The organism is Stenotrophomonas sp. TWI700 (assembly GCF_039673645.1).
Classification (GTDB): Bacteria; Pseudomonadota; Gammaproteobacteria; order Xanthomonadales; family Xanthomonadaceae; genus Stenotrophomonas; species Stenotrophomonas maltophilia_AA.
The window spans coordinates 1-14,152 of record NZ_JBDJMB010000003.1; the positions used below are offsets into that span (position 1 = coordinate 1).

The 14,152-nt window shown below is 68.3% G+C and carries 12 protein-coding genes and 1 rRNA gene; 7 read left to right on the forward strand and 6 right to left on the reverse strand.

What is annotated here, in order from left to right; all coding sequences use genetic code 11:
- Positions 1-102 (forward strand): 5S ribosomal RNA (rrf, locus tag ABE473_RS03525); the annotation flags it as partial.
- 662 nt (positions 103-764) lie between these two features.
- Here the strand turns inward: rrf and ABE473_RS03530 are convergent.
- From ABE473_RS03530 to hemH, 3 genes are all read right to left on the reverse strand, one after another.
- Complete coding sequence (locus tag ABE473_RS03530) at positions 765-2,495, reverse strand: methyl-accepting chemotaxis protein (RefSeq protein WP_346488525.1); 1,731 nt, start codon at positions 2,493-2,495, stop codon at positions 765-767.
- 364 nt (positions 2,496-2,859) lie between these two features.
- Positions 2,860-3,708: an alpha/beta hydrolase gene (locus tag ABE473_RS03535; RefSeq protein WP_346488526.1), complete on the reverse strand. Its 849-nt coding sequence runs from the start codon at positions 3,706-3,708 to the stop codon at positions 2,860-2,862.
- Positions 3,705-4,667, reverse strand: coding sequence for a ferrochelatase (gene hemH, locus ABE473_RS03540; RefSeq protein ID WP_346488527.1), 963 nt, complete (start codon positions 4,665-4,667; stop codon positions 3,705-3,707). Before hemH ends, ABE473_RS03535 begins: the two co-directional genes overlap by 4 nt.
- Positions 4,668-4,854: 187 nt before the next feature.
- Between hemH and ABE473_RS03545 the strand changes: the two genes are divergently transcribed.
- The 4 genes from ABE473_RS03545 to tatC all read left to right on the forward strand — a co-directional run bounded on the left by ABE473_RS03545 (position 4,855) and on the right by tatC (position 7,350).
- Entirely contained in the window at positions 4,855-5,751 is an 897-nt protein-coding gene (locus tag ABE473_RS03545) for a YSC84-related protein (protein WP_346488528.1), read from the forward strand.
- 73 nt (positions 5,752-5,824) lie between these two features.
- A complete protein-coding gene (gene tatA / locus ABE473_RS03550) occupies positions 5,825-6,052 on the forward strand; it encodes a Sec-independent protein translocase subunit TatA (RefSeq protein WP_019185586.1) in 228 nt (75 codons plus the stop codon).
- Positions 6,053-6,067: 15 nt separating this feature from the next.
- Positions 6,068-6,604 carry a Sec-independent protein translocase protein TatB gene (gene tatB / locus ABE473_RS03555; RefSeq protein WP_346488529.1) on the forward strand — a complete coding sequence of 179 codons (537 nt, stop codon included), beginning with the start codon at positions 6,068-6,070 and terminating at the stop codon, positions 6,602-6,604.
- On the forward strand, positions 6,601-7,350 hold the full coding sequence (gene tatC / locus ABE473_RS03560; protein ID WP_176987773.1) for a twin-arginine translocase subunit TatC: 750 nt from the start codon (positions 6,601-6,603) through the stop codon (positions 7,348-7,350). Before tatB ends, tatC begins: the two co-directional genes overlap by 4 nt.
- Before the next feature lie 43 nt (positions 7,351-7,393).
- Here the strand turns inward: tatC and ABE473_RS03565 are convergent, their stop codons facing one another.
- From ABE473_RS03565 to ABE473_RS03575, 3 genes are all read right to left on the reverse strand, one after another.
- A complete protein-coding gene (locus tag ABE473_RS03565; RefSeq protein WP_346488530.1) occupies positions 7,394-8,293 on the reverse strand; it encodes a BPSS1780 family membrane protein in 900 nt (299 codons plus the stop codon).
- A gap of 136 nt (positions 8,294-8,429) precedes the next feature.
- Positions 8,430-9,149 (reverse strand): glutamine amidotransferase, encoded by a 720-nt coding sequence (locus ABE473_RS03570; RefSeq protein WP_179459670.1) that lies wholly within the window; start codon positions 9,147-9,149, stop codon positions 8,430-8,432.
- The gene (locus ABE473_RS03575) at positions 9,121-10,959 is read right to left on the reverse strand and encodes an ATPase, T2SS/T4P/T4SS family (protein WP_346488531.1); all 1,839 of its coding nucleotides are present in this window, start codon (positions 10,957-10,959) and stop codon (positions 9,121-9,123) included. Before ABE473_RS03575 ends, ABE473_RS03570 begins: the two co-directional genes overlap by 29 nt.
- An 81-nt stretch (positions 10,960-11,040) precedes the next feature.
- Between ABE473_RS03575 and glyQ the strand changes: the two genes are divergently transcribed.
- Positions 11,041-11,952, forward strand: coding sequence for a glycine--tRNA ligase subunit alpha (glyQ, locus tag ABE473_RS03580; RefSeq protein WP_176987777.1), 912 nt, complete (start codon positions 11,041-11,043; stop codon positions 11,950-11,952).
- Positions 11,949-14,045 (forward strand): glycine--tRNA ligase subunit beta, encoded by a 2,097-nt coding sequence (glyS, locus tag ABE473_RS03585; protein ID WP_346488532.1) that lies wholly within the window; start codon positions 11,949-11,951, stop codon positions 14,043-14,045. Before glyQ ends, glyS begins: the two co-directional genes overlap by 4 nt.
- The last annotated feature ends 107 nt before the right edge of the window (positions 14,046-14,152 follow it).

Here is a 14,152-nt window from a genome sequence, read left to right on the forward strand (position 1 = left end):
GCGCTGTGGAACCACCCGATCCCATCCCGAACTCGGAAGTGAAACGCAGCTGCGCCGATGGTAGTGTGGCCTAAGCCATGCGAGAGTAGGTCATCGCCAGGGTTTTTACCCCGAAAACCCCGCTGCTCATGCAGCGGGGTTTTCTTTTTGTCCGCGATTCAGCGACTCCGCGATCCTTCCAGGCGGGGACGAAAGTCGAGTACACCGCCTTTTCCCCGCCGATCGGCGCTTTCGAATCGGGCATCCAGTGGACGTCACCGACAGGCATGCCCTACCAAGGATGGAGCTGGCTGTCGCGGCAGCTTGGAGGCTGATCCTGATGTGATGCGCATGCGCATGCGCATGCTCATGCTGGTGCCCGTGCTCACTGCGCTGCGCGGGGAACGGATCCTGACGACAGGGCACTGGCGACACCGCTCCCTCCAAGGTGTGCCTCCCGGGCGGGATGGTCTGGGCAGGATCAGTCAACGCGTGGCGCGGATTGGCCCGGCGTTCGGAAGCGTGCTTGGTTCGGGGCGCCAGACGGCACAGACGTGCAGCTGGCTGCGGCGACATAGATGCTGTACGCCGGGAAATGAGGGGTGTCAGCTCCGACCGATGCGGTCTCGGTATCGCCGTCGCAACGCTCTCTGTCCAGCGCGTCGGCTGCGTCGGCCCCAGAGGCCGACACAACCATCGCGTGTCAGCCAGGCGGTCGAGCATGTCGCCGCCTGGCTGCAGGGCGCGCGCCGCAGCGCGCTGCTGGGCGTTGACGCAGATGAGGCTTACGCGGCTGCGCGGTAGGCCTGTTCCTGATGACGGAACACCGCCACCGCCTGGGTCAGGTCGGCGGCCTGGGCTTCGAGCAGGCGTGCGGCTGCACTGGCTTCTTCGACGAGGGCGGCATTCTGCTGGGTCGCATCGTCCATCTGTGCCACGGTCTGGTTGACCTGGTCGATGCCCGCCGCCTGCTCCTGCGAGGCCGAGGAGATCTCGGCCATGATGCCGCTGACGCTGGCCACGCTGCTGACGATCTCGCCCATGGTCTGCCCCGCGTCCTGGACCAGGCGCGCGCCTTCGGCGACCTGCACCACGGAGGCATCGATCAATCCTTTGATCTCCTTGGCTGCGTCGGCCGATCGCTGGGCGAGAATGCGCACTTCGCTGGCGACCACCGCAAAGCCGCGGCCCTGCTCGCCGGCACGGGCCGCTTCGACGGCGGCGTTGAGTGCCAGGATGTTGGTCTGGAAGGCGATGCCGTCGATCACCCGGGTGATATCGCCGATCCGTTGCGACGCGGTCTGGATCGCATCCATGGTGGTCACCACCTGACTGACCACCTGGCTGCCGCGCGTGGCGACATCATGTGCGCCGTGCGCCAGCGCGCTGGCCTGGCGTGCGTGCTCGGCGTTCTGGCGCACGGTCGATGTCAGCTCCTCCATCGAGGCGGCGGTCTCTTCCAGATGCGCGGCCTGGCGCTCGGTGCGCTCGGAGAGGTCATCGTTGCCGCTGGTGATTTCGTGGGCGGCCAGCGAGATGGAGCCGGTGCACTGCTTGATGCGTTCCACCATCGCGGTCAGCTGCTCGGCGGTGGCGTTGGCATCGCGCTGCATGGCCTGGAACGAGCCATGGAAGTCGCCGTGCATGCGCTGGTCCAGATCGCCATCGGCCAGGGCCGACAGCACGCGGCGGATCTCGCCGACCGTGCCGCCCACGCTGTCCAACAGCTGGTTGATCCCGCCGGTCAGGCCATTGAGGAAGCTGGCGCCGCCCTCGGTGGCCTGCAGCCGACGATCAAGATCGCCCTTGCTGGCAGCCTCGACGATGTCCGCCACGGCAGTCTCCAGCAGCAGTTCGTGGGTGCGGTCATGCCACTCCACCGCGAAGCCCTGGCGCTGGCCCTGCGCATCGAACACCGGTGTCACCACCTGGGCGAAGTGCACCGGTCCGATCCGCACGCGACCGTGGTGGGTGACCATCAAGGTGTTGAGGATGCCGCGGATGCGGTCCGGATCCACATGGAAGCGGTGGATGCTGCTGCCGACCAGGCGCTCGGCGTCGAAGTCGGGGAAGGCCTCGCGCAGGCTGGCCTGCTGGTTGCGCAGCAGGCTCACCACGGCCTGGTTGACGTAGCGGATCACGTGGTCGTTGTCGGCGATCATCATCGCCGTGCGCGAGACATCCAGTGCCTGTCTTACCTGGGCGTCATGGGCATGTCCGATGCTGGCGCGGGCGTGGTCGCGCGCCGCTTCCGCAGCCACGGAGATCGATCGCTGCCCGGCCTGCCGCAGCGCCTCGCCCTGCCGCCGGGAGCGCAGCGCCACCAGGCCCAGCAACACCGCTGCGACCGCGACAAAAGGCAGTGCCCACGGCTGCCGCTGCCAGATCGCCGTGGTCACGGCAGCGGCAAGCAGCACGCCCGTCGCGAGCAGATACGCGGTGTCCACGGAGGCCCGGGGCGATCGCGCGCTTAGTTGGTCGGGGGGACGGGAGGTGGCAGCAGGAAGGGCGGACATGGCGGCTCCAGGATCAGTAGAAAGCAGAGAGCCCGCGGCGCGTACGCACGCAGGCGGATGCCGCATCCGTCACCGGCGAAGCGGTGGGTGCGGCAGCGGGAAGAAACGGATGGGCGCGCGGGGAACGGGCAGCGGCGGACGCCGCGTCGGCGGTGGCGATCACCGCCGGCATGGCCCGGTCCTGTGAGCGATGGCACGGCCAATCCGGCATTGCGACGACGTTCCCTGGAAGCCTGGGTGATGCGCGGCTTCGCAACGGCGGAGCAAGCGACGACAGTGCGGCCGAGGAAGATCGGCCTGCATCATCGGTATCGGTCGCTGCCGGGATAAGTTGAGTGCGACCGTGTGTCGCACTGCGCCGGGACTACCCGGCCAGGAAGCCCCGGATCACCTCGGCCACCACCTGCGGATGCCCCATGTGCAGATGGTGCGTACCCGGGAACACCGCCAGGCGACCGTTGCGCAGCAGCGAGATGCGCTCGCGGCGCAACGGCTCGGGGTAATAGGTCTGCGCCGGGGTGGCGTAGATCACCTGCGTCGGGCATTCGATCGCCGCGAGCAGGTCATCGATCTGGGCTTCGCTCAGGCGCATCGCGGTGGGCAGCATCAGGCGCTGATCGCTGCACCAGCTGTACCCGCCGTCGATGGGTTTGACGCCACGCTCCACCAGCAGCCGCGCGCACGGTTCGCTGAGCTGGTTGGTCATCATGCGCGCGCGGATCGGCGCGGAAAGGTCGGGAAACACGCGCAACTTGCGGGTGGGCAGCGCCCGCGCGGCACGCACATGCTCGCGCAGGCGCTGCGCGGTTTCATTCTCGGGCCCGCGCAGGCCGCCCAGCGCTTCGATCGCGATCAGGCGTTCCACGCGTTCCGGTGCGGCGGTCGCGGTAAGGCTGGCGATCCCGGCCCCCATCGAATGGCCGAGCAGCACGAAGCGGTCCCAGCCCAGCGCATCGGCGACGTCGAGGACATGGCAGATCGCACCGGGCGTGTTGTATTGCGTACCGGGCGGCAGATGCGCGCTGTGGCCGTGCCCGGGCAGGTCGATCGCGACCAGCTCCAGCCCGGGCAGCTGCGCGGCCAGCGGGACGAAGCTGGCGGCGTTGTCGAGCCAGCCATGCAGGGCGAGCACACGCTGGCCACCCGTGCCCGGGGAGCGAAGGCCGGCCACCGTGGTGCCGGCAACCGGCAGCGAGAAGGACGTCAGGGTCATGCCAGCGCCGCGATGCTCAGCCGCGACAGCGCCAGTGCATGTGCCTGCGCGTCGTTGAGGCAGGGGATGTAGCGCATCGTCGCGCCGCGCTCGGCGACCGTTTCAGTGAAGCCCATCGCCACTTCTTCCAGGGTTTCCAGACAGTCGGTGGCGAAGCCGGGGCAGACCACGTCCATGCTGCGTACGCCGCGTTCGGCCATCGCCCACAGCGTGGGTTCGGCGTAGGGCTGCAGCCATTTCTCGCGGCCGAACCGCGACTGGTAGGTCAGCTGCCAGGCATCGTCGCTCAGCTCCAGCGCCTGCGCGATCGCCCGCGCACTGGCTTCGCAGCGCTGCGGATAGGGATCGCCGGCGTCGGCCAGACGCTGTGGAATGCCGTGGAAGGAAAACACCAGCGTCTCGCCACGGCCATGCTGATCCCACCACTGGCGGATGCTGCCGGCGACGGCGGCGACCCAGTCCGGATCGACCGCGTAATCGCGCACGAGGGTCACGGTGACCCCGGGGTGCTTGGGCTGCCATTCGCGCACCTGGTCCTCGATCGAGGCGGTGGTGGTGGTCGAATACTGCGGATACAGCGGCAGCACCACGATCCGCTTCATGCCCTCGGCGGCCAGACGATCCAGCTCGGCCGGCAGCGCCGGGCTGCCATAGCGCATCGCGTGGCGTACCCGCAGATCGGGCATCAGGCCCTGCATGGCCTCGGCCAGGCGACGGGTGTAGACCATCAGCGGGGAGCCGTCCGGCAGCCAGACCTGGGCGTACTTGGCGGCCGAGCGACCACTGCGCAGCGGCAGGATCAGCCCGTACAGCAAGGGTTTCCAGAACAGCGGCGGAATCGCGACCACGCGCGGATCGCTGAGGAACTCAGCCAGGTAGCGACGCACCGCCGGGGCGGTTGGCGTCTCGGGCGTGCCTAGATTGACCGCCAGCACGGCGGTGTCGGGTGCGTCGAGCATGGTGTCATTCTCGCAGGTCTAAGCGATTGGCGGGATGGATTTGGATGATGAACGCGATCCAGGAGGCATATCGATAGCCCGCAATACTCATTGCCGATTCATCGCGGGCCTTCTAACGTCCAGAAGCGTATCGACCCCGGTCGTACCTGCCGCTATCTTGTATCAATCGACTTTCTGGAGCCCACCCATGCGCCCCCTCAGCCTTGTACTGCTGATCTCCGCCAGCCTGCTGTCCACCCAGGCGATGGCCGGGCCACAGGAGGACCAGCGCGCCCGCAATGCCGTGCGCGTCCTGAATGAAATCCAGGACATCCCCGAGCAGGGGATTCCGGACAAGCTGCTCGACGAGGGCCGCGCGGTCATCGTCATTCCCGACACGATCAAGGCCGGCCTGGTGATCGGTGGCCGTCGCGGCCACGGCCTGATGTCGGTCAAGACGCCGGACGGCAGCTGGTCCAACCCGGTGTTCGTCAAGCTCACCGGTGGCAGCATCGGCTTCCAGGCCGGCGTGCAGTCCTCCGACGTGGTGCTGGTGTTCCGCAATGACCGCAGCCTGGACAATCTCGTCAACGGCAAATTCACCCTGGGCGCCGATGCCGGCGTCGCCGCAGGCCCGGTCGGCCGCAACGCCGCCGCCGCCACCGATGGCCAGCTGAAGGCCGAAATCTGGTCCTGGTCGCGCGCCCGCGGCCTGTTCGCCGGTGTGGCGCTGGATGGCGCCGTGCTGCAGATCGACGATGCCGCCAATCTGGATGCCTACGGCAGCAACACCACCCCGCGCATGGTGTTCGAAGGCCGGGTCGGCGAGCCGCCGTCGGTGGACGTGGTCGCCTTCCGCGATCGCCTGGAAGAAGCCACCTACATCGCCCGCGAGAAGCGCGGCACCGCCGGCAGCGCGCCTGCACCGGCCCCGGCGCCGCGCGCCGCTGCCGTGCCGGTCCGACCTGAACAGGCGCCGGCCCCGGCCGCCGCTGGCGCGACGACGGCCCCGCTGCAGTCCGTGCCGGCGCAACCGGCCCCGCAGCAGGGCTTCCAGCCGGTCGGCGACGGTGAAGTCCGTACCGAATCGCTGGACGGCAACTGACTTTTGTCACGCGCGCCGGCTTACCGCCGGTGCGCTATGCTCAACCGTCTGATCACTACGTAACGAGCGAGTCATGGGCAGTTTCAGCATCTGGCATTGGTTGGTCGTGCTGGTCATCGTTCTGCTGGTGTTCGGCACCAAGAAACTGACCAGCGGCGCCAAGGACCTTGGCAGCGCCGTCAAGGAATTCAAGAAGGGCATGCGCGACGAGGACAAGCCGAACGCGCAGCTCAGCGACAGTTCGCGTCCGCAGGACTCGACGACGACGTCGCAGACCGAGCACGATCGCGACCCGCGCTGATCCGGGCGGCTTGGCGTGTTCGATATCGGTTTCAGTGAACTGCTGGTCATCGCGGTGGTGGCCCTGGTCGTGCTCGGCCCCGAGCGGCTGCCCAAGGCCGCCCGCTTCGCCGGGTTGTGGGTGCGCCGTGCGCGCAACCAGTGGGATTCGGTGAAGCAGGAGCTCGAACGCGAGCTGCATGCCGAAGAGATCAAGCGGCAGTTCGACGATGTGAAGACCTCGGTGCGTGATACCGGGTCGCAGCTGCGCGCCAGTGGCGAAGCGGTCCGCCGCGAAGCCGAACAGATGCGCCAGGACGTGGCCCGGCAGGGCGATGACGTTGCCGCAGGGGCCGACGCCGAACCGGTGATGACCGGTCCCGCACCGGGCTCCCCGGCCAACGTGGCCCAGCACGTGGTGGCGACCGACGAGGCCGAACCGCCGCGCGATGCGATGTCGCCGCCCGGGATCGATGGCAGCGCGCCACGTGCGGAGCAGCCCGCGGCCTCACCGGCCTTGGCGGACACCGCGCCGCGCACGCCTGCGCCGCCGAGCGAGGAGACACCGCGATGAGCGAGCATGAAAGCAGCGAGAGTTCGCTGGTCGAACACCTGATCGAACTGCGTGCGCGCCTGGTGCGTGCGTTGATCGGGCTGGGCGTGGTGCTGCTGGGGCTGATGCCGTTCTCGCGGCAGATCTACACGATGATCGCCGAACCGCTGATCTCGCAGCTGCCGAACGGGCAGACGATGATCGCGACCAATCCGGCCGGCGCCTTTTTCGCGCCGTTGAAGCTGACCTTCTTCGTGGCGGTGTTCATCGCCGTGCCGTGGCTGTTGTTCCAGCTGTGGTCGTTCGTGGCGCCGGGCCTGTATGCCCGCGAGAAACGCCTGGCGGTGCCCTTGCTGGCCTCGTCGGTGCTGCTGTTCTACCTGGGCTGCGCGTTCGCGTACTTCCTGGTGTTGCCGGCGGTATTCCACTTCCTCACCACGTTCCGCCCGGAAGTGATTGCGATCACCCCGGACGCGACGGCGTACCTGGATTTCGTGCTGGCGATCTTCTTCGCCTTCGGTACCAGCTTCGAACTGCCGGTGGCGATGGTGATCCTGGTGCTGCTGGGCTGGATCACGCCGCAGCAGTTCAAGGAAGGTCGTGGCTACGCGATCGTCGGCATCTTCGTGCTGGCCGCGGTGCTGACGCCGCCGGACGTGGTCTCGCAGCTGATGCTGGCCATTCCGATGTGTCTGCTCTACGAGCTGGGCATCCATGCCGCGCGCTGGCTGGTGCCACGCGCGGGCGGGAAAGAACAGCCGGAGTGACGCACAAACAGAAACCCCGGCCTTGGCCGGGGTTTCGTTTTGATCAGGCCGCGAACACGTTGTTCGGGCCCGGCATCGGCGGCGGGGTCTGCGGCCCCTGCTGGCCGAACATCTGCTTCCATGCCGTGTAGATGGCACCGGCGAAGACCGGCATCACCACGCCCATCAGCAGCACCTGCGCAACGAACAGGGCGATCATCGTGCCGCCGATCAACTGCGCGATCAGGGCCACCAGCATCACGCCGAAGTAGATCGCGAACACGGCCACGAAGGCGAGCAGGAAGAACACCACCATCGCCAGCACGTTGTGCAGGCAGGCGCGCAGGCTCAGGCGCATCGCCTGCAGTCCGTTGCGGTGTTCGAACATCACCTGCGGCGGCAGGGTGAACAATGCCAGCGCCATCGCCAGGAAGGTCACCACCACCAGCGCCAGCCACAGCAGGATGCGCATCGCCGGCAGGCTGGCCATCAACTCTTCGATCTGGGCCGGGTCCGGCTGCGCGCCGGACTGGCTGATCGCGTTGAGCTGCACCATCACCTCGCTCAGGTGCTGCAGGCCGCTGCTGCCGATCAGCACCAGCAACAACACGCCCAGGAACAGGCCGGCCACCAGCTGCGGCAGCAGCGAGGCGAGCAGGTTCAACGCGCGGCCTTCCTGCAGGCCCTGCAGCAGGTGCGCAGGCTGCGCGACGCGACCCTGGTCGACTTCGCGCACGGCCCAGACCAGGCCGCCGAAGAACAGCGGGCCGGCCAGCGCCATCAACAGCTGTGCCAGCGAGCTCAGCGCCGGGCTGACCATCGCCAGCGACATCACCAGCAACGCGGCCACGGCCCAGATCACGCCGAGCAGGCCCAGCGCCAGCGGCGCCTTGCGCAGCAGGGTGAAACCCGACACCAGCCATTCCGCGCCGGCGGAGGCCGGCAGCTTGCGAATCTCGCTCATAACATTCCGGGACAGGGGAGAAGGCGCGAACGCCCGAGTGCGGTCGATTATCCCTGTTTTCCCGACGCGTGACCTGAAGGCCGGCATGCGCGGCGCGGACGCTGCGTTGCGCCCGGAGGCGGTACCGGCGCAGGTGTCAGGCGTTGCGCGCCTGGCGGACGAAACGGCGCAGCAGCTGGCGGGCCAGCGGCGCGGCGCTGACCTCGCGGGCGACGCTGCGCGCGCAGCCGCCGTGCTGGCGGATGCACTCGGCGCGGGCGCGGACATAGCCGCGCATGTGGTGGGTGGCGAACTCGGGATGGAACTGGACGCCCCAGGCATGCGCGCCCCAGCGGAACGCGTGGCAGTTGTCCTGTGCCGAGCGCGCCAGGATCGCCGCGCCCTCGGGGGCGCGCAGCACCGTCTGCAGGTGGGTGGCATGCGCCGGGAATCGCGCCGGCAGGCCGCCGAACAGCGGATCGTCGACGGCCGACGGGTCGAGCGCCAGTTCGATCGTGCCGGACTCGCGTCCGGCCGGGTTGTAGGCGACTTCGCCGCCCAGCGCGTGGGCCAGCAGCTGGTGGCCGTAGCAGATGCCGAACACCGGGCGGTCGTCGTGGGCGGCATCGCGCAGCCACTGCGCGCTGCGCTCGCTCCATTCAGCGCGGTCGGTGACGTAGGCGGCCGAGCCGCTGACGATCACCCCGGCGAAATCGCGGTGGCTGGGCAGGGTACCGCCGTGCTCCACATCGACCACCACCGTCTCATCGGCATCCAGCCCGGCCGCGACCCGGATCCAGTGCGAAAACCGCCCGTAGCGGCGCAGCGAGGCGACGGGTTGGCCGGTTTCAAGAATGAGGAACGGGGCGGAATTCATCCGGGGGAGGCAGGACCGAGAGGACTTCCTCGATTGTAGTCAGCCCTGCCGCTACCTTTTCAAGCCCCGCGCGGCGCAGGGTTCGTACCCCTTCAGCACGTGCGGCACGGTTGAAGGCGGCCAGATCCATGTCCGCGCGGATGTGCCGGCGCAGGCTGGAACCCAATGGCAGCAACTCATACAGGCCGACGCGGCCAAGGAAACCGGTGCGCCGGCAGTCGATGCAGCCGACCGGTGCATATGGCGTGGGCGCCTCAGGTAATGCCGCATCGGCATCAGTCAGCACCGCCCATTGCTCGGCCGAGAGCACGGTGGGCACCTTGCAGGTGGTGCACAGGGTGCGCACCAGGCGCTGGGCCAGCACCCCGTTGAGGGTGGAGGCGAGCAGGTAATGCGGCACGCCCAGATCGAGCAGGCGGGTGATCGCCGAGGGGGCATCGTTGGTATGCAGGGTGGACAGCACCAGGTGGCCGGTCAGCGAGGCCTGGACCGCCATCTGCGCGGTCTCCAGGTCGCGGATCTCGCCGATCATGATGATGTCCGGGTCCTGCCGCAGCAGGGTGCGCACGCCGCTGGCGAAATCCAGGTCGATGTTGGTCTGCACCTGCATCTGGTTGAATTCCGGCGCGATCATTTCGATCGGGTCTTCCACGGTGCAGACATTCACGTCCGGCGTGGCCAGCCGCTTGAGCGTGGAATACAGGGTCGTGGTCTTGCCCGATCCGGTCGGGCCGGTGACCAGCACGATGCCGTGCGGGCGCTCGACCAGGGCGGTCCAACCGGCTGCCTCCTGCGGGCTGAAACCCAGCTGGTCGATGCTCTTGAACGCCGCATCCGGGTCGAAGATGCGCATCACGCACTTCTCGCCGAACGCGGTGGGCATGGTCGACAGGCGCATTTCCACTTCGCGCCCGCCCGGTGAACGGGTCTTGATGCGGCCATCCTGCGGGCGCCGGCGCTCGGCCAGATCCATCCGGCCCAGCACCTTGATCCGGCTGACCACGGCGGTCATCACTGCCGGCGGCACCTCGAACACCTTGTGCAGCACCCCGTCGATGCGGAAGCGCATGCGCCCCATGTCGCGGCGCGGTTCAAGGTGGATGTCCGAGGCGCGCTGCTCGTAGGCGTACTGCAGCAGCCAGTCCACGATGTGCACGATGTGCTGGTCGTCGGCATTGACGTCGCCGGCGCGGCCCAGCTCGACCAGCTGCTCGAAGCTGGGCAGGGTGCTGCTGGTTTCGCTGCGCACATCACCGCGGGCGCCGCGCACCGAACGGGTCACCCCGTAGAACTCCATGGTGTAGCGGTGCAGGTCGAGCGGGTTGACCATCGCCAGCTCGATCCGGCGGCGGCTCAGGTGCTGCAGGTCGCGCAGCCATTCCTGGGCCAGCGGCTCGCTGGTGGCGACCAGCACGCGCTCGCTGTCCACGGCCAGCGGCAGGAAACGGTGGCGGCGCGCGTAGGCGTGGGAGACCAGGGCGGTGACCGCCGAGACGTCGACCCGGGTCGGGTCCACCCGCAGGTAGCGCACGCCCGCGCGCTGGGCCAGCCACTCGCTGAGGCGCTCCAGGCCGAGTTCGCCGCCGGCGCTGGCGCCCAGCTTCAGGTTGGCCAGCAGCACCAGCGGATGGACCTCACTGGCGTTGCGCGCGCCCTGGGCGGAGAAACGGATGCGCTCCAGGTCCGCGGCGGCGACCAGGCCATCGGCGACCAGCGCCGCGGCGACCTGGTCGAAATCGAGGCGGCCGTGTGGCAGGGGCAGGACCCCCTCAGGGACGCTGGCAAAAGCCGCTGGCAGGCGTGGTTCCATCCTCCATTTCCCCAGGCACGGAAGGCCCGTGCGGTCGGTCGCTATACTAGCGCACCCCTTCTGCAGGCAAGAATCCGCCGCATGTCCGCCACTCCGAACGTTCCGATCACTTTCCAGGGCCTGATCCAGACCCTCAACCAGTATTGGGCGCAGCAGGGCTGCGTGCTGATCCAGCCGCTGGACCTGGAGGTCGGTGCCGGCACCTTCCACCCGGCCACGTTCCTGCGCTCGATCGGTCCGGAAAGCTGGAATGCCGCGTACGTGCAGCCCTCGCGTCGCCCGACCGACGGCCGTTATGGCGAGAATCCCAACCGCCTGCAGCGCTATTACCAGTACCAGGTGGCGATGAAGCCCAGCCCGGACAACATCCAGCAGCTGTACCTGGATTCGCTCAAGGCGCTGGGCATCGATCCGCTGGTGCACGACCTGCGCTTCGTCGAAGACAACTGGGAATCGCCGACCCTGGGCGCCTGGGGCCTGGGCTGGGAAGTCTGGCTCAACGGCATGGAAGTCACCCAGTTCACCTACTTCCAGCAGGCCGGCGGCCTGGAGTGCAAGCCGGTGCTCGGCGAGATCACCTACGGTCTGGAGCGCCTGTGCATGTACCTGCAGAACTGCGACAACGTCTATGACCTGATCTGGACCTACGGTCCGGACGGCACGCCGGTCACCTATGGCGATGTGTACCTGCAGAACGAGATCGAGCAGAGCACCTACAACTTCGAATACGCCGACGTGGACGAGATGTTCCACCGCTTCGATGCCTGCGAAAAGGAAGCACAGAAGCTGGTCGATGTCGGGCTGCCGCTGCCGGCCTACGAGCAGGTCTGCAAGGCCAGCCATGCGTTCAACCTGCTGGATGCCCGCCGCGCGATAAGCGTGACCGAGCGCCAGCGCTACATCCTGCGCGTGCGCGCGCTGGCCCAGGCCGTGGCCAGGCTGTACGAGGCCAAGCGCCTCGAAGCCGTCGCCGCCAAGGAGGTGCAGGCATGAGCACGATGCAGCCGCTGCTGATTGAACTGGGTACCGAAGAACTGCCGGTCAAGGCGCTGCCGGGCCTGGCCCAGGCCTTCTTCGATGGCATCGTCGACGGCCTGAGCAAGCGTGGCGTGGCCATCGAACGTGGCGATGCCAAGCCGCTCTCGACCCCGCGCCGCCTGGCCGTGCTGCTGCCCGGCGTGGCCGTTGAGCAGCCGGAACAGCATTCCGAAGTGCTCGGCCCGTACCTGAACATCGCGCTGGATGCCGAGGGTCAGCCGACCAAGGCGCTGCAGGGCTTCGCCGCCAAGGCCGGGATCGACTGGAGCGCGCTGGAGCGCACCACCGATGCCAAGGGCGAGCGTTTCGTGCACCGCTCCACCACGCCGGGCGCGCGCACCGCGACCCTGCTGCCGGAGATCCTGCGCGAGGCGATCGCCGCGATGCCGATTCCCAAGCCGATGCGCTGGGGCAGCCACACCTACGGCTTCGCACGCCCGGTGCATTGGCTGGTGCTGCTGCACGGCCCGGACATCATCGAGGCCGAGGTGCTGGGCCTGAAGGCCGACCGCATGAGCCGCGGCCATCGCTTCATGCATGACAAGACCGTGTGGCTGAGCGCGCCGGAGGACTACGTCGCCTCGCTGCAGGCCGCCTGTGTGCTGGTCGATGCCGACGCGCGCCGCGCGCGCATCGTCGAGCAGGTCAACGCTGCGGCCGCCGAGGCGGGCGGCCAGGCGCGCATCACCCCGGACAACCTGGAGCAGGTGGTCAACCTGGTCGAATGGCCGGCGCCGGTGCTGTGCAGTTTCGAGCGCGAGTTCCTGGCGGTGCCGCAGGAAGCGCTGATCGAGACGATGGAGATCAACCAGAAGTTCTTCCCGGTGCTCGATGCCGGCGGCAAGCTGACCGAGAAGTTCATCGGCATCGCCAACATCGAGTCCAAGGACGTCGCCGAAGTGGCCAAGGGCTACGAACGCGTGATCCGTCCGCGGTTCTCCGATGCCAAGTTCTTCTTCGACGAAGATCTGAAGCAGGGCCTGGAATCCATGGGCGACGGCCTGAAGACTGTCACCTACCAGGCCAAGCTGGGCTCGGTGGCCGACAAGGTGGCCCGCGTGGCCGCACTGGCCGAGGCCATCGCGCCGCAGGTGGGCGTGGACCCGGTGCTGGCCCGGCGCGCCGCGGTGCTGGCCAAGAACGACCTGCAGTCGCGCATGGTCAACGAGTTCCCGGAACTGCAGGGCATCGCCGGCCGGCATTACGCCGTGGTCGGCGGCGAGTCGCCGGAGGTGGCGTTGGCCATCGACGAGGCGTACCAGCCGCGCTTCGGTGGCGATGACATCGCGCTGTCGCCGCTGGGCAAGGTGCTGGCGATCGCCGAGCGCCTGGACACGCTGGCCGGTGGCTTTGCCGCAGGCCTGAAGCCGACCGGCAACAAGGATCCGTTCGCGCTGCGCCGCAATGCGCTGGGCCTGGCCCGCACGGTGATCGAGAGCGGGTTCGACCTGGACCTGCGCGCGCTGGTCGCCACCGCCATCGCCGGCCTGCCGGCGGGCGTGCAGCCCAGTGCCGAACGCAAGACCGAGGCGCTGCCGCAGGAGCTGTTCGACTTCATCATCGACCGCCTGCGCGGCTACTACGCCGACAAGGGCGTGCCGGCCACGCACTTCAACGCGGTCGCCGAGTTGAAGCCGGCCTCGCTGTACGATTTCGACCGCCGCATCGATGCCATCGGCATCTTCGCCGCGCTGCCGGAAGCCGACGCGCTGGCCGCGGCCAACAAGCGCATCCGCAACATCCTGCGCAAGGCCGAAGGCGACATCCCCGGCATGATCGACCCGGCGCTGCTGGCCGAACCGGCCGAGAGCGAACTGGCCGAAGCGGTGGAAGCGGCGATCGATGACAGCAACGCCAGCCTGCACCAGAAGGACTACGTGAGCGTGTTGAACCGGTTGGCGCGCCTGCGCCCGCAGGTGGACGCGTTCTTCGATGCGGTGATGGTCAATGCCGAGGACCCCGCGCTGCGGGCCAATCGCCTGGCCCTGCTCAAGCGCCTGGGCGACCGCCTGGGCAGCGTGGCGGCGATCGAACACCTGTCCAACTGACGCTTCGGGGCAGGACGCCCCGAGGCGCACCAGAAGGCGCGACGGCTTCGGCGGTTCGCGCCTTCTGCGTTTCAAGGGGGGGCGGCGCACTGCGCACCGTTCGCGTC

Coding starts and splice junctions, on each gene's coding strand:
- tatA (WP_019185586.1), top strand. CDS start 5,825: ATGGGCAGTTTCAGCATCTGGCATTGGTTGGTCGTGCTGGTCATCGTT.
- glyS (WP_346488532.1), top strand. CDS start 11,949: ATGAGCACGATGCAGCCGCTGCTGATTGAACTGGGTACCGAAGAACTG.
- ABE473_RS03575 (WP_346488531.1), bottom strand. CDS start 10,959: ATGGAACCACGCCTGCCAGCGGCTTTTGCCAGCGTCCCTGAGGGGGTC.
- ABE473_RS03565 (WP_346488530.1), bottom strand. CDS start 8,293: ATGAGCGAGATTCGCAAGCTGCCGGCCTCCGCCGGCGCGGAATGGCTG.
- ABE473_RS03535 (WP_346488526.1), bottom strand. CDS start 3,708: ATGACCCTGACGTCCTTCTCGCTGCCGGTTGCCGGCACCACGGTGGCC.
- glyQ (WP_176987777.1), top strand. CDS start 11,041: ATGTCCGCCACTCCGAACGTTCCGATCACTTTCCAGGGCCTGATCCAG.
- tatC (WP_176987773.1), top strand. CDS start 6,601: ATGAGCGAGCATGAAAGCAGCGAGAGTTCGCTGGTCGAACACCTGATC.
- ABE473_RS03545 (WP_346488528.1), top strand. CDS start 4,855: ATGCGCCCCCTCAGCCTTGTACTGCTGATCTCCGCCAGCCTGCTGTCC.
- hemH (WP_346488527.1), bottom strand. CDS start 4,667: ATGCTCGACGCACCCGACACCGCCGTGCTGGCGGTCAATCTAGGCACG.
- ABE473_RS03570 (WP_179459670.1), bottom strand. CDS start 9,149: ATGAATTCCGCCCCGTTCCTCATTCTTGAAACCGGCCAACCCGTCGCC.
- ABE473_RS03530 (WP_346488525.1), bottom strand. CDS start 2,495: ATGTCCGCCCTTCCTGCTGCCACCTCCCGTCCCCCCGACCAACTAAGC.